Source organism: Aeromonas sp. CU5 (assembly GCF_002586745.1).
Classification (GTDB): Bacteria; Pseudomonadota; Gammaproteobacteria; order Enterobacterales; family Aeromonadaceae; genus Aeromonas; species Aeromonas sobria.
In genome coordinates this window covers 3,013,473-3,033,377 of the sequence record NZ_CP023817.1, presented here as the reverse complement: position 1 = coordinate 3,033,377, position 19,905 = coordinate 3,013,473, and the positions used below count along the sequence as shown (strand labels likewise).

Sequence of the window (19,905 nt, the reverse complement as noted above, 5' to 3'; positions counted from 1 at the left end):
GATATTTGATGCGGCTGCTGGTGCGGCCGCGCACTGAACCACCCAGCGCCCCGAGCAGGCGCATAAGCAATGACCCGAGGACCAACATGGACCGTGAAAGATTGACGCACTTGCAGCAGCTGGAAGCCGAGAGCATCCATATCATCCGCGAGGTGGCTGCCGAATTTGAAAACCCGGTGATGATGTACTCCATCGGCAAGGACTCCTCCGTCATGCTGCATCTGGCCCGCAAGGCCTTCTATCCGGGCAAGATCCCGTTCCCCTTGCTCCACGTCGACACCGACTGGAAGTTCAAGGAGATGATCAAGTTCCGCGATGAGACCGCCAAAAAGTACGGGCTGGATCTCATCGTCCACAAGAACCCGGATGGCCTCGCCATGGGCATCAACCCCTTCGTGCACGGCAGCGGCAAGCACACCGACATCATGAAGACCGAGGGGCTCAAGCAGGCGCTCAACAAATACGGCTTCGACGCCGCCTTCGGTGGCGCCCGTCGCGACGAGGAGAAGTCCCGCGCCAAGGAGCGGGTCTACTCCTTCCGTGACAAGTCCCACCGCTGGGATCCGAAGAACCAGCGTCCGGAGCTGTGGCGGGTCTACAACAGCCAGGTCAACAAGGGGGAGAGCATCCGGGTGTTCCCGCTCTCCAACTGGACCGAGCTGGATATCTGGCAATACATCTACCTCGAGAACATCGACATAGTGCCGCTCTACTTCGCGGCCATGCGCCCGGTGGTGGAGCGCAACGGCATCAAGATCATGGTGGATGACGAGCGCATGCCGCTCACCGCCGAGGATGAGGTGAAGCAGGAGCTGGTGCGCTTCCGCACCCTCGGCTGCTACCCGTTGACCGGGGCCATCGAATCCGATGCCACCACCTTGCCGGAAATTATTGAAGAGATGCTGCTCACCACCTCGAGCGAGCGGCAAGGGCGGCTGATTGACCACGATCAGGCCGGCTCCATGGAGCAGAAGAAGCGTCAGGGATATTTCTAAGGAGTCGTCAGCATGAACAGCCATATTCAGACCGCCATCACCGAACAGGGCATCGAAGCCTATCTGCACGCACAGCAGCACAAGAGTCTGCTGCGTTTTCTCACCTGCGGCAGCGTGGATGACGGCAAGAGCACCCTTATCGGTCGCCTGCTGCACGACTCCCAGCAGATTTATGAAGATCAGCTCAAAGCGCTGGAGTCCGACAGCCAGAAGCTCGGCACCACCGGCGAGAAGCTGGACTTGGCGCTGCTAGTGGATGGCTTGCAGGCGGAGCGCGAGCAGGGCATCACCATCGACGTGGCCTACCGTTACTTCTCCACCGCCAAGCGCAAATTTATCATTTCGGATACCCCGGGCCATGAGCAGTACACCCGCAACATGGCGACCGGCGCCTCCACCTGCGATCTGGCCATCATTCTGATCGATGCCCGCAAAGGGGTGCTGGATCAGACCCGCCGCCACAGCTTTATTGCGAGCCTGCTCGGCATCAAGCAGTTCGTGGTGGCGGTCAACAAGATGGATCTGGTGGAGTTCAGTCAGGAGGTGTTCGAACGCATCAGTGCCGATTACCGCGAGTTCGCCAAGAAGCTCAGCGTCGACACCATCCATATCGTGCCGGTCTCGGCGCTGGACGGTGACAACGTGGTCAACCAGAGCGACAAGCTGGCTTGGTATCAGGGCGAAACCCTGCTGGCGCTGCTGGAGTCTGCCGAGGTTGAGCGCGAGCTGGAGCGCCATCCGGTGCGCCTGCCGGTGCAGTATGTGAACCGCCCCAACCTCGATTTTCGCGGCTTCGCGGGGACGCTCGCCTCCGGCATCCTGCGGGTGGGCGACAAGCTGGCGGTGCTGCCGTCGGGCAAAGAGAGCACAGTGACCCGCATCGTCACCTTCGACGGGGATCTGGAGTACGCCCTGCCGGGCCAGGCCATCACAGTCACCTTCGCCGATGAGATCGACATCAGCCGCGGCGACCTGCTGGTGGATGCCGCCAAGCAGCCGCAAGTGACCCAGAATGTGCTGGCCCATATCGTCTGGATGGGGGAGGAGTCCCTGCAACCGGGCCGGGTCTACGACGTCAAACTGGCCACCAAGAAGAGTCGCGGTCAGGTGGAGGCCATCCGCCACCGCATCGAGATCAACAAGCTGGATGAGCTGCCTGCGAGCGAGCTCAAGCTCAACGAGATCGGCCTGTGTGAGCTGAGCCTCACCGACCCGGTGGCGTTCGACCCGTATCAGGAGATCCGCGACACCGGCAGCTTTATCCTGATCGACCGGCTGACCAACGTCACCGTCGGCGCCGGCATGATAGTGGAAGGCTTGGCCGCCAAAGCGGTAAAAGGGCACTACAGCGAGTTTGAAATCGAGCTCAACGCCCTGGTGCGCAAGCACTTCCCCCACTGGCAGGCGCTGGCCATCGGCAATGACAGCGGCAAGTCATAGCGCCTGGTGCCTCTCCCTTGGGAGAGGCAAATATTCCCTCTCCCTCTGGGAGAGGAGGTGAGGGGCCTGATCCCACCGAGGAAAAGAGGGGGTAGGGAGTCAGTGTTCCCTCTCCCTTTGGGAGAGGGCTAGGGTGAGGGGCTGGATTGCGCCGAAAAGAAGGAGTCTGGATGAATAACGTTGTGTGGCACCAGCATGCGGTGAGCAAGGCAAGCCGGGCCGAATTGAAGAGGCAAAAGCCGCTGGTGATCTGGTTTACCGGGCTATCGGGGGCAGGCAAATCAACCGTGGCAGGGGCGCTGGAACAGGCGCTGGCCGCTGAGGGCAAGCACACCTATTTGCTCGATGGCGACAATGTGCGCTACGGCCTGTGTGGTGATCTCGGTTTCGATGATGCCGCGCGGCAGGAGAATATCCGCCGGGTCGGCGAGGTGGCAAAACTGATGGTGGACGCGGGCCTGATTGTGCTCACCGCCTTTATCTCGCCATTTCGTGCCGAGCGGGAGCTGGTGCGGAGTCTCTTGAGCGAGGGGGAGTTTGTCGAAGTGTTTGTCGATGCACCGCTCGCCGTCTGTGAAGAGCGCGACCCCAAGGGGCTCTACAAAAAGGCGCGGGCAGGGGAAATTCGCAACTTCACCGGTATCGACTCCGCCTATGAGGCACCCGAGCAGCCGGAAATCCATCTGCTGAATGCCGGTAAATCGGTGGAAGTGCTGGTGGATGAGCTGCTGACCTCCCTGCGGCAGGGGAACTACCTGTAGCTGGATCGGAAGAACCTATAACAAGTGCCCGGCAGCCGGCCAGTTGGCTACCACGGGCGCTGATGGGCTGGCGGCAGCCACTATAAGCAAAAGTTGGGTCATTATCGGAAAACCCATAAATCCAGCTTATAGTGGCACCGACGAACCTTGAACCACTCCAAAGTGGCCGATAGCAACCCCGCAAGGGGATCCTCCGATCTTGCTTAAATCGCGGCGGGGTTATTCGCGATTGTCCGAATACGCTGCGCTATTTTAGTCTACGGGCTTGTCATCAGAAGCTTGGCATTTGTCGAGACGTTCATTTTTAGCGTGGTAATGACAGTAGAAAGTTATCAGTCAGCTCAAATAACAGGTCAGTAGGATCGTCTCCCCGCTCTTTCATGTGAAGCATTTTACAAACAACGTTATCGTCAACCGATAAAATTAACTTACCATGCTCTCGCATAGCTCCTTGCATCATACAAACGGCATTCTTATCTACACCACACCGAGTGAAAATAATCGCCACTCGCCTCAATCCGCGTTCAAGTAGATACTTTTCAGTAGTTAATATTTGCCCCTGCTTTATCTTTTCAGAATAATTTTTAAATTCAAAAATTATGTATCTGCTATTGAGGTTCTCAACTAAAAATTTCCAAAACTCGGTGGTTGGACTAACCCTACATACAAAGTCATAGCGATTGACACCATCATCAGTACTTTTTTGCTTGTGCCATCCTTTAAGGTCATTAGGGAATAAGTATTTAAGGATTTCTGCACAAGTAGACTCGTATTTTGCCCAGTCTTTTTTTCCTTTATTTATTGTTTTCAGCTCATTACACAGCTCAGACCCTTTTTTATCTATGGGGAGATGGTTTTTTCCTCCAATTCTCATTGTGACCTTATCAAGCTCCAGTTTGCTTGTTTTTTGGTCATCAGAAAATTCAGGCGCGAGTTCTAATAATGCATCAAGTTCGTCTATTAGTTCCGGACTTACAGATGCCAAGTTTCTTAGATCAACTCTATCTACAAAAATAATGTTGTACTTCTCATTAAGTACACTGCGGATTTCTGGTGTTAATAGACCTGAAATAATTAACATTCCTTTGTCTACTTGGCGGTTAATACCATTCGTTACAACCCTTACTGCTGCCGACTCAATTAATGAAAGTCGAGCTCTAGCAGTTCTATAGTATTTTACTTCTATAGCCCAGAGATCATTTTTTAGGTTGCCTAAAAAGTCAAATCCATTATCTCCACAAACAGAGTTAATTTCAATTCGAAAGGCATTTCTCTCTAATATCCTGCGCACAAGATCTTCGAATAATTTCCATGTAGGCTCTTGGTAAATCATATTTTCTCTATTTTTGTTTACTTCGTTGGCTAGTGCCTTATTACAACTAAGTTGAAGCCAAAGTCGTAAAGTAATAACATAATGGATTCAAAGGAACTGAAAATAAATTTATTAACAGTTCCTCTTGACGTTCTTGTCAGGCTGGTTCAGATACTATAGATATTTGTTCTTCAGAACGCCTCATCTCTCTTGATATTCCCAACATAAGCATGACCATTGTCATTAATGATTCAGATTTTTGGCCATCACACCATGCTAATTCAAGAGCATAAGAGACAGCTAGGGGGTTTTTAAGTAACCCTTTTGCTTGACCATAGTGAGCCGTTGCTGCATCTCTATGCCCTTTCCATTTATCACCTAACTCTTGTTGAAGTGTATCGGTTATATTTGTTTTCCAAATTGTAATATTAGGCAAAAAAACATGTTCATCTGTAGGCCATTTTAAAGTCTCAGATTGTCCGCATAACTTCAATATTGAAGAGTTATCATTTTTGTGTTTTATAATTTCACCATTTAAAAAATCAGCTTTTTTTGTTTCTTCAGGATTGTTTTTGATTGCGTCATATAAATCTTGCTTATCAGTATCACCATCAATTAAAACAAATGTAGGGATATTCAATAGCTTTGCAATACAGAGAGGTCTTAACATTTCACTTTTTCCATGAACTGGTATTATATGACCTCCTTGACGTCTAAATTCACTATACACATCCATTAAATGCATGTATGTGGTCAGTATTGAAACATCCTCTACACCTTCGACAAAAACAATTTTCTGAGAGAAAAACATTTCGTTTAACTCTGGGCTTAATGTGGGAGATACTTTTGCTACTAAAGCAGATGGGTTTGTTGGCTTTGATTCTATTTTATTGAGTTCTTTGGCAAGATCTTCATAAGTCACTTGTGAAATAATGGATTCACTCGGATTGCCAATCTCACGGACCATCCTAAGGCTAGATATGTCATTTGATGGTACAAAGTATGGGCTATGTGAACATAGTAATATTTGAGCTGAATCTTCTGCAAGTTTAAATAAAGTTTCAGCCAAATACCTTACTTGAGGTGGGTGTTGATATAATTCAGGTTCTTCTATTGCCATCAATAGTTTTGGACTATTCGCATCATCTATATTAACTAACTCCTGTAATAATGCGAAGATATATGAGCGTTGCATTCCATGGCCGAAACGAGCCAATTCCCCTTCATATCCGTTGTCTGAAATCATGACTTGGGCAACAGGATCTTCTACTTTTATTGTTTTTTGTTCTTCATAGTGCCACTTAACTTGTGCCTGTATATCAGGCTTAGACCAAACCTTTAATCGTTTTTCTATTGATGCAGAGACAGCAGAAAGTACACTTTGTTGAGTAGCAAGCATAGCATTATATGCAATCTTGGCATCGCTATATATTTTTGCTAAATCTTGGTCGAACTTGACCTGAGATCTAACGGTTCTTTCTAACAAAATGCCTAAGGCTGAGCTTTTAGACTCCTCTGCCTCTTTTGAAATATCTTTAGTTGCAGGAATAAATACCCATTGAATATGAGGAGCTAGTCTGTTACTTCCTTTTGATGCACCATAAAATAAATCTTCGCTTGCAACGTAACTACATAATTGAGGGTTTGCTTCTTCAAAATCTCTAAGGGCGCTTTCCATTCCACCTTTAGTCTTGATATCAGCTAAGCTACGATATTGTGGTTCTGTTTTAATACTATTATAGATCCTTATTAGTTCTGGTACTTTTTCTCCAGATTTTTGAGCATCAAACCAAGGTGCAAATGCTGAAATAACTTTTCTTTGACCATACTGCTTTACTGATGCATAGCCTGTATCAGGATCGTAAGTAGCTTCTGCTGTGACTGTTAGCTCATTTTGGCGAACATAAGCTGCGAGATCTTCTTTAGCCTTAACAGACAGATCTCCAAAAGTTACGGTTATTTTAATCGGTAAGTTGGTGTTTTTATGGTGAAAGTCGTCCTCAGATAATTTTATTAAATTGGTTTGTGAGTTATTATTTTCCCTAAAGAAAAGGTTTAAGGCATTTATAACGGTGGACTTTCCTGAACTATTTGCGCCAATAAAGCAATTATAATTTGATAGATTTATTTCTTGGTCGCGATAAGATCTGAAATTTTCTATTTTTAACTTGGTTATTTTCATTTGCAATCTCTAATTTGTCTTGTTGATTATTGTGTTTTTAATAATCCCAGCGCAATAATATTGACAGAGGATATTAATCCGATAATAAAGTGTTTCATTTAACACAACGCCACACAACTATGCTTCTCTATTCCATTAGATATGCCTAGTGTCTCCTGAATTACAGTCTCTAGCCTGCTCGCTGGCCTACTGTGGCTGACTCCAACGAGAGGTTGCCAAGCGGCTATGTTAGCGAACGGGGCTGGGGTGAAAAGCGCAAGCGGGCGGTTTTCTGAGCAAGATCAATAAATTAATAAATATCGGGCGGCGATATGGTCGCGCAACAGCTGCGGCCATCAGCGCAGGGGAAAATCGGACGGTGAAAGCGGGAGTGTCGCCCTCTTGTTGGCGGGCATTAAAAAACCATATGGGCCTGCGGGCCCATATGGTTTTTCTGCGGTGATTGTTTGTGTGTGGTTATCTGGCTTGGCGCAGCGGGACGGCGCGGGTGGCCGCGGCTTCGTAGCGGCTTTGGTTCGCCGGAGCGGTTTTCTGGAACTGGCGCACCAGCCGGTCGAGGTCGCTCAACTGGGTCACCAGCTGGGTGATGCCGTGCACGGCGTGCTGGCTGCCGACACTGGAGTCATCGGCCAGGGTCTTGATGCTGAGCACGTTGCGGTTGATCTCGGCGGTCACGTGGGATTGCTCCTGCACCGCTTGGGCAATCTGGCCGCTGCCGGAGGCCACCTGCTGCAACATGTTGTTGATCTGCTGCAGTACCGCGCCAGTGGCCGATGCCTTCTGCTGGCAGCTGTCGGCGAGTTGGCACCCTTTTTCCATCGCTTGTTCTGCCTGGCCTGAGCTGTTTTGCAGTTCGGTGATCATCTTCTGGATCTCGCTGGTCGAGGATTGGGTCTTGATGGCCAGCGAGCGGATTTCGTCGGCCACTACCGAGAAACCGCGGCCCGCTTCGCCAGCCCGGGCAGCTTCGATGGCGGCGTTGAGGGCCAGCAGATTGGTCTGGTTGGCGATGTTGTTGATCACATCGAGGATACCGTCGATATCGCGGCAGTGGCCGACCAGCGCGCTGATGACGGTTTTGGAGGTGGTCAGCTCGCTGTTCATACCGGCTACGGCGGCCACGGTTTCGGCCACGCTGCTGTTGCCGCTCTTGAAGAGCACGGCAGTTTCATCCAGCAGGCTGGAGGAGTCGCTGGTGCTCTGCGAGACCTCGCGAATGGACTCCGACATTTCGGTAACGGCGGTTGCCACCTGATTGGTCTCGGCTTGCTGCTGTTGCAGGTTGTCGGTGATGGACTCGGCGTTGCGCAGATCCCCCTCGGCGGCCTGCAGGATCTTGCTGCAAGTCTGCTGGGTGCGGGCCAGCACGGCGTTGAATTCGGCCTGATTGAGCAGCATCGAGAGTTCGATGGCGGCGATGTTGTCCACCTTGTTGGTGTAGAGCAACTGCATCAGCGGATTATCGAAGCGGCTGCGGGCCATCTTGTTGAGTTTGCCGAGGCGACGGGAGAGGGCATTCAGGGTCACGGCGGCCACGGCCAGCGGGAGGGCGACCAGCGCCAGTTGCCAGTTCATCTCGTGGCTGTAACCGAGGGCAAACATGGCGAGTAGGCTCAGCAGCAGGCAGAGGTTGATGGTCAGGGTATGGGAGAAGGTGGGCAGCTTGAGTGCCAGCGGCAGCTTGTCATTGCGCAGGTCAGCATAGACCTTCTCGGTCCGCTGTTTGATCTCTTCGCTCGGGGCGGTGCGCACCGACTGATACTCCACCACTCGGCCACTGGCATCCTTGATGGGGGTGACAAACGCGCTGACCCAGTAGTGGTCGCCGTTCTTGCAGCGGTTTTTCACCGGCCCCATCCAGCTCTTGCCATCACGGATATGGTTCCACAGATCGGCAAAGGCCTGTTTCGGCATGTCCGGATGGCGCACCAGATTGTGGTGTTCACCGACCAGCTCATCCAGCTGGAAGCCTGCAATCTCGCAGAACTCGTCGTTGGCGTAAGTGATGCGGCTCTCCAGATCCGTGGTGGAGATCAGGCTCTGGTGGTCTGGATAGAGGCGTTCCCTTTGGGTAACCGGTTGATTGATTCTCATGGCCTTGCTCCCGATCTGTGGTGGTTAAGTTTTGATCTGCATCAAGACATTTGCAAAGGGCGGGCCATCAACCACATCAAGTGATTTTTGTGTCAATAAGGGGGCGCAGCCAGTGAGAGCCGCGGTGCTGCCGTTGCAATGTGCAAAAAACGAGCAGCGAGCGACGAGGAGATCTGCATTTTGCACCTCACTTTGCTGAGTGAGGTGCTGTGCGCGGGATCTGGGGGGAGTCGGTGGGCGTGTTGCCCCCATCGACGCTCAGGGGGTGGTGTCAGGGGTATGGGGTGCGGTCTCGCTGACCAGTTGCATCACTTCGATCTGGATCCCCTGCACCAGCACGGTTTTCAGATCCTGCAGATACTCCTCCAGCGGCGACTCTTGCAGCAGCTGGGCGAGCTCGTTGCCCACCGGGGTGAGCCGGTAGTAGAGCAGGGTGATGTTGTGCTGCTTGCACTGCAGCCGCCAGCGCTGGTTGCCGAACTCCAACTCGACCCCATCGGCGGGCAGCGGGCCGGATTCCAGCTCCCCGCGGTGCAGCAGACCCAGTTCGAACAGCTGCAGCAGGGCGTTGTAGGGCAGCCGGTATTTGCCAAGGCCGAGGCGGGTTGCCTTGGCACGGCTCAGCAGGCTGGCCCCCTTGTGCAGCCCCAGCAGCAGCCGCTGCTCGTCACTGCCGGTGTAGCGGCAGGTCAGCGAACAGATACGCTGGAACAGTTGGGCCTCCCGCTGGGTCATCTCTTTGAGGGTGGAGAGCGCCCGGATGGAGAAACGGCCCGGGGTGGCTATCTCCAGCGCGAAGATCCGCCCCCACAGCTGCTGCATTGGCACCATGCTGATATCTTCCGCCAGATGCAGGAAGCGGGTCAGCCAGTCGCTGTCCATCTCCCCTCCGGCTGCTGTCTCTTCGCAGTGGCGAGCGGCCATCACCATGATGGCTTCCAGATTGCGCTGGCGGGCGGCCTGATCCGCCAGATGGCGAAAGGTGGCACGCTGTTCGAAGGTGCTGTCGCTGTTGCGGGTGAGCATGCCGTCGATGCCACGACTGCGGGCCAGACGCAGGGTCTGCTCCTGACTGCTCAGGATCGAACTCTCTTTCTTGGGGGGTGGGAGGTCTGCCATGCTGACTCCATTAGCACTGGTTCAGGAGATGAATGTTACTCCAACCCTGAGGCCAAGATAACAAAGCGGCCTCCATGGAGGCCGCTTTTTTTTCAACGGGAGGATTACTCCTCGTAGACGCTCACCTCGACCGCTTCCATCGAGTAGGAGGCGGTGGCCATCTCGTGGCTGGAGCTGACAGTGCGCATCTTGCCTTTTACCCAGATGGCATCCCACAGATCATCCACCGGCGCACCCTTGGGGTAGCTCACATAGATCACCTGATTGGTGGGGGGCGGCGGCACATGGATGCAGGCGCCGAAGTAGGGCACCAGCAGGAAGGCGGTGATCTTCTTGGCATCCCCTTCCAGCGGTACCACGAAGCCCGGGATCCGCACATCCTGGTTGTCCAGTTTCTTGTTCACTCCGCCCACCGGTTGCGGCACGGAGGTGAGATCCCCATCGTGGCTCACCTGCGGGGGTGGCAGCAGTTTTTCCCCTTCCGGGATCAGCACATCCCAGTCGATGGTCTTGTAATCGGCGGCCATGGCGGGCAGCACCAGCAGGCTGGCGAGCAGCGCCACTATTTTCCACTTCATCATCTGTCCTTCTGTTTCTATTTTGGGCGTCTCGCTAGACGCGAATGCTCATGCCATCGCTCAGGCTGTAGCGGTAAGCGCGGGCGGCAGGGAGCAGGCCGATCACCATGCCTGCCAGCCACACCACCCCCAGCAACTGCCATTCGTAGGTACTCGGCAGCCCCAGACTTAATTGCAGGCCATAGTGGCTGAGCAGCCAGGGCGTGGCAAGCCCCTGCCCCAGATAGAGCACTGCGACCCCGAGGAGGATGCCGACCGTGGTCAGCGCCATCGCCTCCAGCGCCAGCAGCAGGAACAGGTGGGAAGGGCCAGCACCGAGGGATCTCAATATGGCGAGCTCCCGGCGCCGCTCGTTAAGCCCCGCCAGCAAGGTGGTCAGCATGCCGATCAGGCCCGCCACCACCACAAAACCGGCGATGACCGACAGGGCGGTTTCTGCCACGCTCATCAGGCTCCACAGCTCCTGCAGGGCGGCACCGGGCAGGATCGCCATCAGCGGCTCTTTGGCATAGGTGTTTACGCTGCGCTGCAGCTGGAACGCCAGAATCCGGTTGCTCAAGCCCACCATAAAGGCGGTGATGGTTTTCGGGGTGAGATCCAGCGCCAGCGCCTGCTCGGCGGTCACGTTCTTGCTGTGGCGGCCGGTGTCCCAGCCCAGATGGATCGCTTCGATCCCTGCCAGCGGCACATGGATGGTGCGATCGATAGGGGTGCCGGTCGGTGCCAGTATTCCCACCACCTTGAACGGCAGATTGTCGTGCTGGCTAAACGAAGTATTGCCAGCGCCGTGGGCGATGACGATGGCTTGATCGAGCCGATAACCCAGCTTCTCGGCCACCTGAGCACCGAGTACCGCTTCAAACGGCGTCTCGAACGGCCGCCCCTCCCGCAGTTGCAGCGACTGCTGCTGACCGTACTTCAGGTGGGTGAAGTAGTCGCCATTGGTGCCGAGCACCCGAAATCCCTTGTGGGAGTCACCAAGCGAAAGCGGGATGGTCCAGGCAACGCCGGGTTTCTGCTTGATGGCCTGATAGGAGTCCCACCCCACGTTGTTGGTGGGGTTGCCGATGCGAAACACCGAGTAGAGCAGCAGGTTCACCTTACCGGAGCGGGCGCCGACGATGAGATCGGTGCCCGAAACGGTGTTGGAGAAGCTTTCGCGCGCCTGGGTGCGCACTCGCTCCACCCCGAGCAGCAGGGTGACGCTGATGGCAACGGCCAGCAGGGTGAGCCCGGCGGTGAGGCGGCGGGCCCAGAGACTTTGCAGGGCGAGTTTTAGCACGTTACCCTCCGGTTTTGTTGTGGTACCGCGTGGGTGCGCATGTAGCTTATCAGGGAGATGCAGCGTTGAACGGTGATCAGCATGATGCCTTCCGGTTGAGTTGTTGCAGATTTTCAACCCGTGGGAACAGGGGCTCGAGATAGGGGTCGTGGCTGACGAAGATCAGGGTCGAGCCCTGCTTGTCGCACTCCTCGAACAACAGCTTGATAAAGGCCGCCCGGTTGTCGGTATCGAGGGCCGAGGTGGGCTCGTCAGCGATCACCAGTGGCGGCGAGCCGATCAATGCCCGCGCGGCGGCAACCCGCTGTTGCTGGCCGATGCTGAGGGCATGAACGGGGCGATGCAGTGCGTCGTCCGGCAGTTGCAGCTCGGCCAGCAGACGGCGCGCCTCCTGCTCCGGACTGCCCTGCAGGCGGGCCCGCTTTTCGGGGGAGAAGGTGAGGGCCGCGGTGACGTTGTCCTGCACCGAGAGAAAGGGCAGCAAATTGAACTGCTGGAATATATAACCCAGATTGGCCGCCCGGAAGTGGTCACGGGCACGGCCAGAGAGCCGGGCCAATGGTTGGCCCAGCACCTCCAGGGTGCCGTGGTTGGCGGTCTGGATCCCGGCCAGCAACCCGAGCAGGGTCGATTTACCGGAACCCGACGGGCCCTTGATAAAGACCCGCTCACCCTCGTTGATGGTGAGGGCGGGCAGATCGAGTACAACTTCATGACCCGGCCAGGCAAAGGCCAGATCGCGGATCTCAACCACGGCTTTTTTCATGGTGTTACCAGCTCAGCTTGTTGGCGGACGGGGTCAGCTCGCCAGCGGTCTGGCCGGTGGGCAGGATCCCCTGCACGCTCAGCTTCGCAAGGCTCGGATAGATACTGAACAGGGTCGCCTCAAGGCCGGTCAGTTTGGCCGGAGTGGCGCAGGTGTAGGTGTACATGGCGCCCATATCGGCGTGACCCGCTTCGTCATGATCATGGTGGTCTTCATGTTTGTCGCTGGCAGCCTTGTCATGGTCATGGTCATGGTCATGGTCGTGATCATGCTCTTCTTTGGCTGCTTGCAGCTCCTGCTGGGTCAGTTTGCAGCCAGCGGCCGGGTCGAAGCGGAACAGGGTGTCAGGCTGCTGGAGGCGGGCGACCGCTTTGGCATATTGCGCCTTCTCTTCATCGCTCTTGGCGGCGTGCTCGAAGCCCACCAGATCGGCTGCGGGTGCCTGCAGTTCGATCATCAACTGGTCGCCATCGACCACCAGATTGAGGTGGCCGTGGCCGTGTTCGTGAGCGCCGTGGCTATGGCTCTCGTGTTCGTCGTGATTTGCGTGTGCGCCAAAGGCCGCAGCGGCCAGCAACAGAGTAACTGCTTTCATCTTTAATCCTTTTCAAAACAAATAGCGAAATTAAACAAAGGGATAGAGAAAAGCAGGGGATGGCGGTGCACGGATGGCATAGGAGTGAAGCGTGGCGGTATCCGCCGAACGTTGCGTGCTTGCAACAACGGGCAGAACAGAGGTCGTACTGGGGAAACAATAGGGGGTAGCTGTAATGACTTGCTTGCCATCCAGATGGAGGGCGCAAACCAGACAGTGATGGTCGTCGTGGCCGGGCAGGGCGGATTCAAGCTGATGCCGGGCAAGGGCAGGCTGCAGCCATAACCAGCCCAGCAGCAAGATCCAGATTTTCAGCTTGATACGACCCATAGACCCTTATGGAAAGGGCGCCATCAGCGCCCTTTCTCTCTGACTTAGAGATGGGACTTGATGAGCCCCATCACGGTAGTAATGTTGTTGGCATCGAGCTGGCCATCTTTGGCAAACAGCACCTTGCCCTCTTTATCCAGCAGGATGATCGCCGAGCTTTCCGGCATCAGATCCCAGGCGTTGCGCGCCATGCCCTTGGCATCCAGCACCATGGCGGACCAGGGGAACTCTTTCTTGCTGTCCTCGGCACTGCTCTTCACGAAGCCGGAGGTGCCCCAGATGGCGTCATTGCTATTGATGATGGTGACGGTCTGGTACTTGTCTTGCGGCAGTTTGGCCGCCTTGATCGCCTCGATCATCGGGGCGTTCAGCTCCTTGGCACTGGAGCGACCCGCAATATGCTGGATCATGAACACCTTGCCGGTGAGAGACTGGCTCTGCCACGGCTGGTAGCCGATATCCTTGCCGCTGAGTACCAGCTCACCCTTGTCACTGACATTGACCAGCGGCACCGGGTTGCCATCTTTGAAGTTGTGAGCAAAGACCAGAGATGGCAGCAGCGCCAAAGTAAGTACCAGATGTTTCATCCTGATGACACTCCATTTGTTATGTTATAACGAGTTTCGGATTGAGGGAATGGGCGAGCTTCATCCTAAACTGATCGGATCTGTTTAAAAAGTGTTAAATAAGATCGCAATCCAGAAGCGTCTGCGCCCCGCCAGTCAGGAGGTTGGCTGGCAAGGGCGGTTAGGATGGCATGACATCGATAAAAATCAATGAATTGGCTGCTGGTCTGAGGTGTCTGGGTCAGTAGAGCGACTCGCTGATGAGCGGGATCTTGGCCATAGTCATCTGCTGTGCCAGCAGGGACGAGCCGGTCAGCAGCACATGGCGTTGATTATTGATCACCACCACATCACCGGGTACGCCACTATCTGCCGTAATGGCGAGCCAGGCAGGGGAGACGCTGCCGATGCTGATGTTCGGATAAATGATGCTGAGCACATATTGCGGGGCCAATTCCGCCAGCAGGCTGGCCATCAACAGCGCCTTTTCGTCGCTGTCGGCTTTGTTGTCCTGCAGGGCTTGCAGTGGCGATGCGAATTGACTCAGCTGTTCTGGTTGGGTCGGTATGGCGTTCAACCACTCCTGCAGCAGGCTGACGCTGGTGCTGAGATCTTTAGCGGCAAACTGCTGGGCCAGCGGTTTGAGATGGCCCTTGAAGTGGTAGAAGAGCTGGGAATAATCGGGTCGTACGCAAGGCAGCTTGCGATTGCTGGGATGGACGCAGGGCACCACTTTCATCTGGTAAAAAGCATCTTCCTGATACTGCTGATAGGCTTGCCAAAACAATATTGATTCCGTGCTGTCGTCTCGCAGAGTGAATGCCTGCTCCAGATTGCGAAACTTGGTGGCGGTCTCCGGGCTGCTCTGATTGATCAGGTTAATGCTGTTGTAGAGCCGCGGGCTGATATAGGCGTAGAGGGTCTCCAGCGGATTGGTGAGGGAGGCGTCCAGCAGGCTCATTTCGTGACGACTGGCCGCAATAACCTGATCGTCAGTGGTCAGCTGGAAATGCTTGCGCTGACCATCGGTGGATTGCCACTGCCAGCTCATGTTTATCTCGTTGGCATTAGCAGTGGCGCCAAGCGCAGTGCCGAGAGTGAGGCTGAGCAACAGGGTCGGGATCGGCTTCATGGTGGTGCTTCCTGCCGTGGACGATAATTAACAACTAGGTGAGCCGGCAGCACTTTGGTGAAGTTTCGTTTTGTGATCTGGATAACAGATTGATGTCACTTTTAATTTAATTGTGAAATTAAGTCACCGAGGAGGGAACATGAAGCTTTGGATCATAGTGGTGTCGGGGTTACTGAGCCTGCCAGCCATGGCGGGTCAGGTGATCGTCAACCAGGGGCTGTCTATTGGGGATACCTTTGCGTTGCGCGATCAACTGGCGCGCGAACACCAATGGCAGGAGTGGTTGCGCTATCAGCAGGCCATCAAGTGGCTGGAGGTACTGCCGGTCAATTGCGAGCTGATGAGCCAACCGGGCGGTGGTTATCGCTGCGGTGGCGACTACTATCGCCCCTACCAGAAAGATGGCCGTGAAATATATATTCAGGGCAATCCTGCCGAAGATGCGGCCGGTCAGCTGCCGCAAATACCCACAAAAAAGGCGCCATAAGGCGCCTTTTGTTCATCCCGAGCAGCGCTTACTTGGCAGCGTAACGCTCGGCAGAGGTGATGATCTCGGCTTCGGCAGCGGCCTTGTCGCCCCAACCTTCAACCTTGACCCATTTACCTGCTTCCAGCTCTTTGTAGCGCTCGAAGAAGTGCTGGATCTGGGCTTTCAGCAGTTCCGGCAGATCGTTCACATCCTTGATGTGGTCGTACTGCTTGGTCAGCTTGGAGTGCGGCACGGCAACGATCTTGGCATCTTCGCCAGACTCGTCGGTCATCTTCAGTACGCCGACCGGGCGGCAGCGGATGACAGAGCCAGCCAGCAGCGGGTAAGGGGTCGGAACCAGTACGTCGACAGGGTCACCATCCAGAGAGAGGGTCGCGTTCACGTAGCCGTAGTTGCACGGATAGAACATCGGGGTGGACATGAAGCGATCGACGAAAATTGCGCCGCTGTCTTTGTCGACTTCGTATTTGATCGGGTCGGCATTCTGCGGGATCTCGATGATGACATAGATATCGTCGGGCAGGCTCTTGCCAGCCGGTACCAGGTTCAGGCTCATGATTTTTCCTTCGTTGTTAGTATCAGGTTTGCAGGGCGATATTATAGCGATGTGATGTTAAATGACCACATGTCAGCAGTGATTGTGGTCATCAGAAACAGGTGATGTGTTCTTTGCTCACATGAGGTGTCTGCAGAATGCAACAATAGCCTATGGGGCACCGTGGCAGAGATCGGGATATTCCCGCCATGGTGCCTCCATGCAGAGTCAAAGCGAGTAGGGGAGCCGCGACTCGTTAACCAGTCGCGACAGGGCTGCCACTATCTGGGGATCAAACTGGCTGCCGGAGCGGGACTGGATATATTCCATGGTTTGCGCCAGCGTCCAGGGCTCCTTGTAAGGGCGCTTGCTGAGCAGGGCATCGAATACATCGACCACCGCCACGATGCGGGCCGAGAGAGGAATTTGCTGGCCAGCTAACTGTTGTGGATAGCCCTTGCCATCGAAATGTTCATGGTGGCCACGGGCGATTTCGGCCCCCAGCGAGAGATAACTGGTTCCCTCCACCATCTCCCCCGCCTTGTGCAGGATATCGGCACCAATACCGGCGTGTTGTTCCATGATAACGCGCTCGGGCGGATCAAATCGCCCCGGCTTGTGCAGGATATGGTCGGGCGTTCCCACCTTGCCCACATCGTGCAGGATGGATGCCATGCCAATCATCTCGACAAACTCCGGGGTCAGCTGCTCGGGATACGCCGCCATCTGTTGCAGCTCTTCCACCAGTGCATCGGAGAGTTTTTGTACTCGCAATACGTGATCGCCAGTGTCAGAGTCGCGAAATTCCGCCAACGCGGCCAGCGCCACCACGGTGGCCTCCTGGGCACGCAGCAACTGATTGTAGAGATAGAGATTGTCGTATGCTGCCGAGATGCGCTGGCAGAAGACATCCAGCAGGTCGCACTCGAGTGGGTCAAGAGGCTGGGTCGGGGTGAAACTCAGCACAAACTCACGCCCATTCTGGGCGGCGATATAGAGGGAGTCCTGTGGATGTTCAAAACGGTTACAGCGCGCCGCCAAGGCCTTGCTCACCGAGTCGTTGAGGGTGGGGAAGTCGGCAATCTTGCCATCGTCCAATAAGGTCTCGTAGTCACCTGTGGCTGCCAGGATCTCCAGCCCCAGCTCGCCGGGACGGCGCTCGGCACAGATAGCCCCCTCGGTGCCCACATCGAGAATGGCGCTGATCTGTTTCAGTACGCCGGAGGCAAACTCCTTGAGCGAATGAAGGTGATAGAGATCGCCCGCCCCCTCCAGAATTTTGCCGAGCCCCTGACGGCTCTTGTCGATGGCACTGAGGGTTTCGTAAGAGCGCAGGGAGGCGATGACGGTGGTAAAGAGCTTTTGTACCGTCAGTTCGGTCTTGGTTTTGTAGTCGTTGATGTCGTAATCGAGGATCACCCGTTGCTCGGGGGCCTGGCCGGGCTGGCCGGTACGCAGCACGATCCGCACCAGCGAGTTGTGCATCTCGTTGCGGATCCGGTGCACCAGCCGCAGACCGGCATCTTCGGTCTCCATCACCACATCGAGCAGGATCAGCGCAATTTTGGGATTGACCTCCAGCATGCGGCCAGCTTCGGTGCCGCTGTAGGCATTGAGTAGCTCCAGCGGGCGGGATTTGTAGTGAATGTTGGAGAGGGCCAGGCGAGTGGCGTGATGAATGTCTGGCTCGTCATCGACGATCAGCACTTGCCATGGGTTGAGTGCCTTGGGGACCACGACCTCGTCATCGTCGAGTTCGATGATATCGTCGTCCAGCCAGATGTCGTCCTTGTCTTGGGCACTGCTCATATCGGGTCCGCCTCCAGGCGTTCAATGAGTATATTGACAGTATGCATGATCACCCCTCGCGGGATCACCAAGATACGTCTATATCGTGAGCTGGCTCCACCTCTTTATCTCTACTCGAAAGGTTCCAGATACCCCTGGATCGACTTCTTCAACCAGGCCAACACCTTGCCGTGATAGGCATTTTCCGCCAGATAGACGCCATAGTCCCGCCACTGCAGGCTGAACTTGTGTTTCAGGGTCAACAGGGAGCCCTGTCGCAGCTGGCTCTGGATCAGTGGCGAGGGGAGCACCGCCCAGCCCAACCCGTCCAGCACCGCATTGCGCATCAGCTCGAAGCTGGAGAGCCCGATATGCTTGCCGCCAACCGGCAGCAGGCTTTTGACAGAAAATTCATCCACATAGGAGAGGGTGACCTGGGTATGCTCGGTCAGATCCTGCTGCAGCACCCGCTTCAGGCTGGCCAGCGGATGGCTGGGGGCCACCACCATCAGGGTACGGATCGGGTTGAGCACGTCGATATTGAGGCCGCTGCGCTCCTGATCCTCGGTGATGAGACCAAAAGCGGCATCGACGAAGCCCTCTTCCACCAGCGCGGGCAACTCGGGCGGGGAGGCGAGTACCAGCGAGATGCTGGTACCGGGAAACTGGCTGCGCAAGGCGGCCAGCAGCTCGCGCCACACCTGTTCGGGGATGGCGTCATCGCGGGCGATCCGCAGCGCCACCTCGGCACCCGACGCGTAATGCTCGCACTTCTGTTGCAGGCTGTTGGCAGCCTGCAACAGGCGGGTGCAGTCATCCAGCACCAGCTCGCCGATCTCGGTCAGCCGACTCTGGTTGGCGCCGCGTTCAAAAAGTTCGACGCCAAGCTCCACTTCAAGAGCCGCGATGGCAGTACTGACTGCGCTGCGGCTCTTGCCAAGACGCCGGGCTGTACTGGCGATGGAGCCACTGTTGGCTGATTCTACAAAGAGTTCTATCTGATAGAGCTTCATGATGATGTGTCAGGACGGAGTGTTCTAGCACCACCTTAGCCTGACCTCCGATAGCAAGGCAAACCATCAGCGTCTGATAACTCGACGCTCAGCGATTCCTGCCCGCGCTACCACTGCGGCTATCATCTCTCCCGTCGCAGCAATTAAAGGAAAACATATGTTAATCAGTCGCATGCTTTTAGCGCGGATATTTTTGACGGGAGCCATCATCACCGAAGTGGCGGGGACCTCCAGTATGGCGATGATCCCCGAGGATGCTGCGGGATGGATGAACTACCTGCCGATGTGGGTACTGATCTCGATCTCTTACCTGTTACTGGCCAAAGCCGCCAAAACAATCTCCATTGGTATTGCGTTTGCGTTGTGGGAGGGGCTGGGGATTGCACTGATCACCGTCGTCTCTGTGCTGTTCCTCGATTACAACCTGAACGCTCAGGAGCTGATCGGTCTGGCGCTGGCAATAGTGGGTATTGTTATGGTGACCATGGGAGAAACCCATGACGAGCCGGTGACCGGCAGTGAAACAACTAATGCGAAGGAGGCGGTATGCACCCGTTAATTATCGTGTTTGGCGCGGCCCTGCTGGATATCGGTGCCAATATGGCGATCAACCGCTCGCGGGGGTTTCGCTACAAAGGGTGGGGTGTACTGGGGATTATGCTGGTACTGGGAGCATTTACCCTGCTCTCCGAAGTGGTGAGCAATGGCAAGATTGACCTTGCCGTGGCCTACGCCACCTGGGGTGCCATCGGTATTCTGGGTACCGCACTGGGTGGTTTGCTCATCTTCCGTGAGCGACTCAAGCCCATCGGCTGGGCTGGCATGATGGTGATGGCGCTGGCCGTCGCCATGCTGACCACCGCCTGATAACGCTTTATCAATGACAAAGCCGCCCGGTTCGCCGGGCGGCTTTTTGTTTGGCCGATG

The 19,905-nt window shown here is 55.3% G+C and carries 20 protein-coding genes; 6 read left to right on the top strand and 14 right to left on the bottom strand.

What is annotated here, in order from left to right; genetic code table 11:
- Positions 1 to 86: 86 nt before the first annotated feature.
- From cysD to cysC, 3 genes are all read left to right on the top strand, one after another.
- Positions 87 to 995, top strand: coding sequence for a sulfate adenylyltransferase subunit CysD (cysD, locus tag CK911_RS13390; protein ID WP_058052543.1), 909 nt, complete (start codon positions 87 to 89; stop codon positions 993 to 995).
- 12 nt (positions 996 to 1,007) lie between these two features.
- The gene (gene cysN / locus CK911_RS13385; protein WP_098970539.1) at positions 1,008 to 2,435 is read left to right on the top strand and encodes a sulfate adenylyltransferase subunit CysN; all 1,428 of its coding nucleotides are present in this window, start codon (positions 1,008 to 1,010) and stop codon (positions 2,433 to 2,435) included.
- 170 nt (positions 2,436 to 2,605) lie between these two features.
- A complete protein-coding gene (gene cysC / locus CK911_RS13380; protein ID WP_098970537.1) occupies positions 2,606 to 3,196 on the top strand; it encodes an adenylyl-sulfate kinase in 591 nt (196 codons plus the stop codon).
- A gap of 304 nt (positions 3,197 to 3,500) precedes the next feature.
- Here the strand turns inward: cysC and CK911_RS13375 are convergent, their stop codons facing one another.
- The 11 genes from CK911_RS13375 to CK911_RS13325 all read right to left on the bottom strand — a co-directional run bounded on the left by CK911_RS13375 (position 3,501) and on the right by CK911_RS13325 (position 15,152).
- Positions 3,501 to 4,529, bottom strand: a complete 1,029-nt coding sequence (locus CK911_RS13375) for a restriction endonuclease (RefSeq protein ID WP_098970535.1) — start codon at positions 4,527 to 4,529, stop codon at positions 3,501 to 3,503.
- Positions 4,530 to 4,665: 136 nt separating this feature from the next.
- A complete protein-coding gene (locus tag CK911_RS13370) occupies positions 4,666 to 6,690 on the bottom strand; it encodes an ATP-dependent endonuclease (protein WP_098970533.1) in 2,025 nt (674 codons plus the stop codon).
- A gap of 456 nt (positions 6,691 to 7,146) precedes the next feature.
- Positions 7,147 to 8,784 carry a PAS domain-containing methyl-accepting chemotaxis protein gene (locus CK911_RS13365; protein ID WP_098970531.1) on the bottom strand — a complete coding sequence of 546 codons (1,638 nt, stop codon included), beginning with the start codon at positions 8,782 to 8,784 and terminating at the stop codon, positions 7,147 to 7,149.
- 258 nt (positions 8,785 to 9,042) lie between these two features.
- Positions 9,043 to 9,903, bottom strand: coding sequence for a TIGR03899 family protein (locus CK911_RS13360; protein WP_098970529.1), 861 nt, complete (start codon positions 9,901 to 9,903; stop codon positions 9,043 to 9,045).
- A gap of 104 nt (positions 9,904 to 10,007) precedes the next feature.
- Positions 10,008 to 10,484: a DUF3299 domain-containing protein gene (locus tag CK911_RS13355; protein WP_098970527.1), complete on the bottom strand. Its 477-nt coding sequence runs from the start codon at positions 10,482 to 10,484 to the stop codon at positions 10,008 to 10,010.
- A gap of 31 nt (positions 10,485 to 10,515) precedes the next feature.
- Positions 10,516 to 11,763: an ABC transporter permease gene (locus CK911_RS13350; RefSeq protein ID WP_098970524.1), complete on the bottom strand. Its 1,248-nt coding sequence runs from the start codon at positions 11,761 to 11,763 to the stop codon at positions 10,516 to 10,518.
- Between the two features lie 76 nt (positions 11,764 to 11,839).
- Positions 11,840 to 12,529, bottom strand: coding sequence for an ABC transporter ATP-binding protein (locus CK911_RS13345; protein WP_098970522.1), 690 nt, complete (start codon positions 12,527 to 12,529; stop codon positions 11,840 to 11,842).
- 4 nt (positions 12,530 to 12,533) lie between these two features.
- On the bottom strand, positions 12,534 to 13,124 hold the full coding sequence (locus tag CK911_RS13340; RefSeq protein WP_098970520.1) for a DUF2796 domain-containing protein: 591 nt from the start codon (positions 13,122 to 13,124) through the stop codon (positions 12,534 to 12,536).
- A 30-nt stretch (positions 13,125 to 13,154) separates the two neighbouring features.
- Positions 13,155 to 13,454 carry a DUF2607 family protein gene (locus CK911_RS13335; RefSeq protein ID WP_098970517.1) on the bottom strand — a complete coding sequence of 100 codons (300 nt, stop codon included), beginning with the start codon at positions 13,452 to 13,454 and terminating at the stop codon, positions 13,155 to 13,157.
- Positions 13,455 to 13,498: 44 nt separating this feature from the next.
- On the bottom strand, positions 13,499 to 14,041 hold the full coding sequence (locus CK911_RS13330; protein ID WP_042023532.1) for a YtfJ family protein: 543 nt from the start codon (positions 14,039 to 14,041) through the stop codon (positions 13,499 to 13,501).
- Positions 14,042 to 14,261: 220 nt separating this feature from the next.
- Positions 14,262 to 15,152: a hypothetical protein gene (locus tag CK911_RS13325; RefSeq protein WP_098970515.1), complete on the bottom strand. Its 891-nt coding sequence runs from the start codon at positions 15,150 to 15,152 to the stop codon at positions 14,262 to 14,264.
- A gap of 139 nt (positions 15,153 to 15,291) precedes the next feature.
- On the opposite strand from CK911_RS13325, the gene CK911_RS13320 reads away from it, so the two are divergent.
- Entirely contained in the window at positions 15,292 to 15,639 is a 348-nt protein-coding gene (locus tag CK911_RS13320) for a hypothetical protein (protein WP_098970513.1), read from the top strand.
- A gap of 28 nt (positions 15,640 to 15,667) precedes the next feature.
- Here CK911_RS13320 and ppa read toward each other — a convergent pair whose 3' ends face one another.
- The 3 genes from ppa to CK911_RS13305 all read right to left on the bottom strand — a co-directional run bounded on the left by ppa (position 15,668) and on the right by CK911_RS13305 (position 18,978).
- Positions 15,668 to 16,198: an inorganic diphosphatase gene (gene ppa / locus CK911_RS13315; protein WP_042023537.1), complete on the bottom strand. Its 531-nt coding sequence runs from the start codon at positions 16,196 to 16,198 to the stop codon at positions 15,668 to 15,670.
- A gap of 207 nt (positions 16,199 to 16,405) precedes the next feature.
- Positions 16,406 to 17,986, bottom strand: coding sequence for a DUF3369 domain-containing protein (locus tag CK911_RS13310; protein WP_098970511.1), 1,581 nt, complete (start codon positions 17,984 to 17,986; stop codon positions 16,406 to 16,408).
- Positions 17,987 to 18,096: 110 nt separating this feature from the next.
- Entirely contained in the window at positions 18,097 to 18,978 is an 882-nt protein-coding gene (locus CK911_RS13305; protein WP_042023540.1) for a LysR family transcriptional regulator, read from the bottom strand.
- A gap of 157 nt (positions 18,979 to 19,135) precedes the next feature.
- Here CK911_RS13305 and CK911_RS13300 point away from each other — a divergent pair, with 157 nt between their 5' ends.
- Both CK911_RS13300 and CK911_RS13295 read left to right on the top strand, forming a co-directional pair.
- Positions 19,136 to 19,537, top strand: coding sequence for an SMR family transporter (locus tag CK911_RS13300; RefSeq protein ID WP_098970509.1), 402 nt, complete (start codon positions 19,136 to 19,138; stop codon positions 19,535 to 19,537).
- On the top strand, positions 19,525 to 19,845 hold the full coding sequence (locus CK911_RS13295) for an SMR family transporter (protein ID WP_098970507.1): 321 nt from the start codon (positions 19,525 to 19,527) through the stop codon (positions 19,843 to 19,845). Before CK911_RS13300 ends, CK911_RS13295 begins: the two co-directional genes overlap by 13 nt.
- Positions 19,846 to 19,905 lie beyond the last annotated feature (60 nt).

Excerpts from the sequence above, each read along its gene's own strand:
- cysD (WP_058052543.1), top strand. The coding sequence starts at position 87 with ATGGACCGTGAAAGATTGACGCACTTGCAGCAGCTGGAAGCCGAGAGC.
- cysN (WP_098970539.1), top strand. The coding sequence starts at position 1,008 with ATGAACAGCCATATTCAGACCGCCATCACCGAACAGGGCATCGAAGCC.
- cysC (WP_098970537.1), top strand. The coding sequence starts at position 2,606 with ATGAATAACGTTGTGTGGCACCAGCATGCGGTGAGCAAGGCAAGCCGG.
- CK911_RS13375 (WP_098970535.1), bottom strand. The coding sequence starts at position 4,529 with ATGATTTACCAAGAGCCTACATGGAAATTATTCGAAGATCTTGTGCGC.
- CK911_RS13370 (WP_098970533.1), bottom strand. The coding sequence starts at position 6,690 with ATGAAAATAACCAAGTTAAAAATAGAAAATTTCAGATCTTATCGCGAC.
- CK911_RS13365 (WP_098970531.1), bottom strand. The coding sequence starts at position 8,784 with ATGAGAATCAATCAACCGGTTACCCAAAGGGAACGCCTCTATCCAGAC.
- CK911_RS13360 (WP_098970529.1), bottom strand. The coding sequence starts at position 9,903 with ATGGCAGACCTCCCACCCCCCAAGAAAGAGAGTTCGATCCTGAGCAGT.
- CK911_RS13355 (WP_098970527.1), bottom strand. The coding sequence starts at position 10,484 with ATGATGAAGTGGAAAATAGTGGCGCTGCTCGCCAGCCTGCTGGTGCTG.
- CK911_RS13345 (WP_098970522.1), bottom strand. The coding sequence starts at position 12,529 with ATGAAAAAAGCCGTGGTTGAGATCCGCGATCTGGCCTTTGCCTGGCCG.
- CK911_RS13340 (WP_098970520.1), bottom strand. The coding sequence starts at position 13,124 with ATGAAAGCAGTTACTCTGTTGCTGGCCGCTGCGGCCTTTGGCGCACAC.
- CK911_RS13335 (WP_098970517.1), bottom strand. The coding sequence starts at position 13,454 with ATGGGTCGTATCAAGCTGAAAATCTGGATCTTGCTGCTGGGCTGGTTA.
- CK911_RS13330 (WP_042023532.1), bottom strand. The coding sequence starts at position 14,041 with ATGAAACATCTGGTACTTACTTTGGCGCTGCTGCCATCTCTGGTCTTT.
- CK911_RS13325 (WP_098970515.1), bottom strand. The coding sequence starts at position 15,152 with ATGAAGCCGATCCCGACCCTGTTGCTCAGCCTCACTCTCGGCACTGCG.
- CK911_RS13320 (WP_098970513.1), top strand. The coding sequence starts at position 15,292 with ATGAAGCTTTGGATCATAGTGGTGTCGGGGTTACTGAGCCTGCCAGCC.
- ppa (WP_042023537.1), bottom strand. The coding sequence starts at position 16,198 with ATGAGCCTGAACCTGGTACCGGCTGGCAAGAGCCTGCCCGACGATATC.
- CK911_RS13310 (WP_098970511.1), bottom strand. The coding sequence starts at position 17,986 with ATGAGCAGTGCCCAAGACAAGGACGACATCTGGCTGGACGACGATATC.
- CK911_RS13305 (WP_042023540.1), bottom strand. The coding sequence starts at position 18,978 with ATGAAGCTCTATCAGATAGAACTCTTTGTAGAATCAGCCAACAGTGGC.
- CK911_RS13300 (WP_098970509.1), top strand. The coding sequence starts at position 19,136 with ATGTTAATCAGTCGCATGCTTTTAGCGCGGATATTTTTGACGGGAGCC.
- CK911_RS13295 (WP_098970507.1), top strand. The coding sequence starts at position 19,525 with ATGCACCCGTTAATTATCGTGTTTGGCGCGGCCCTGCTGGATATCGGT.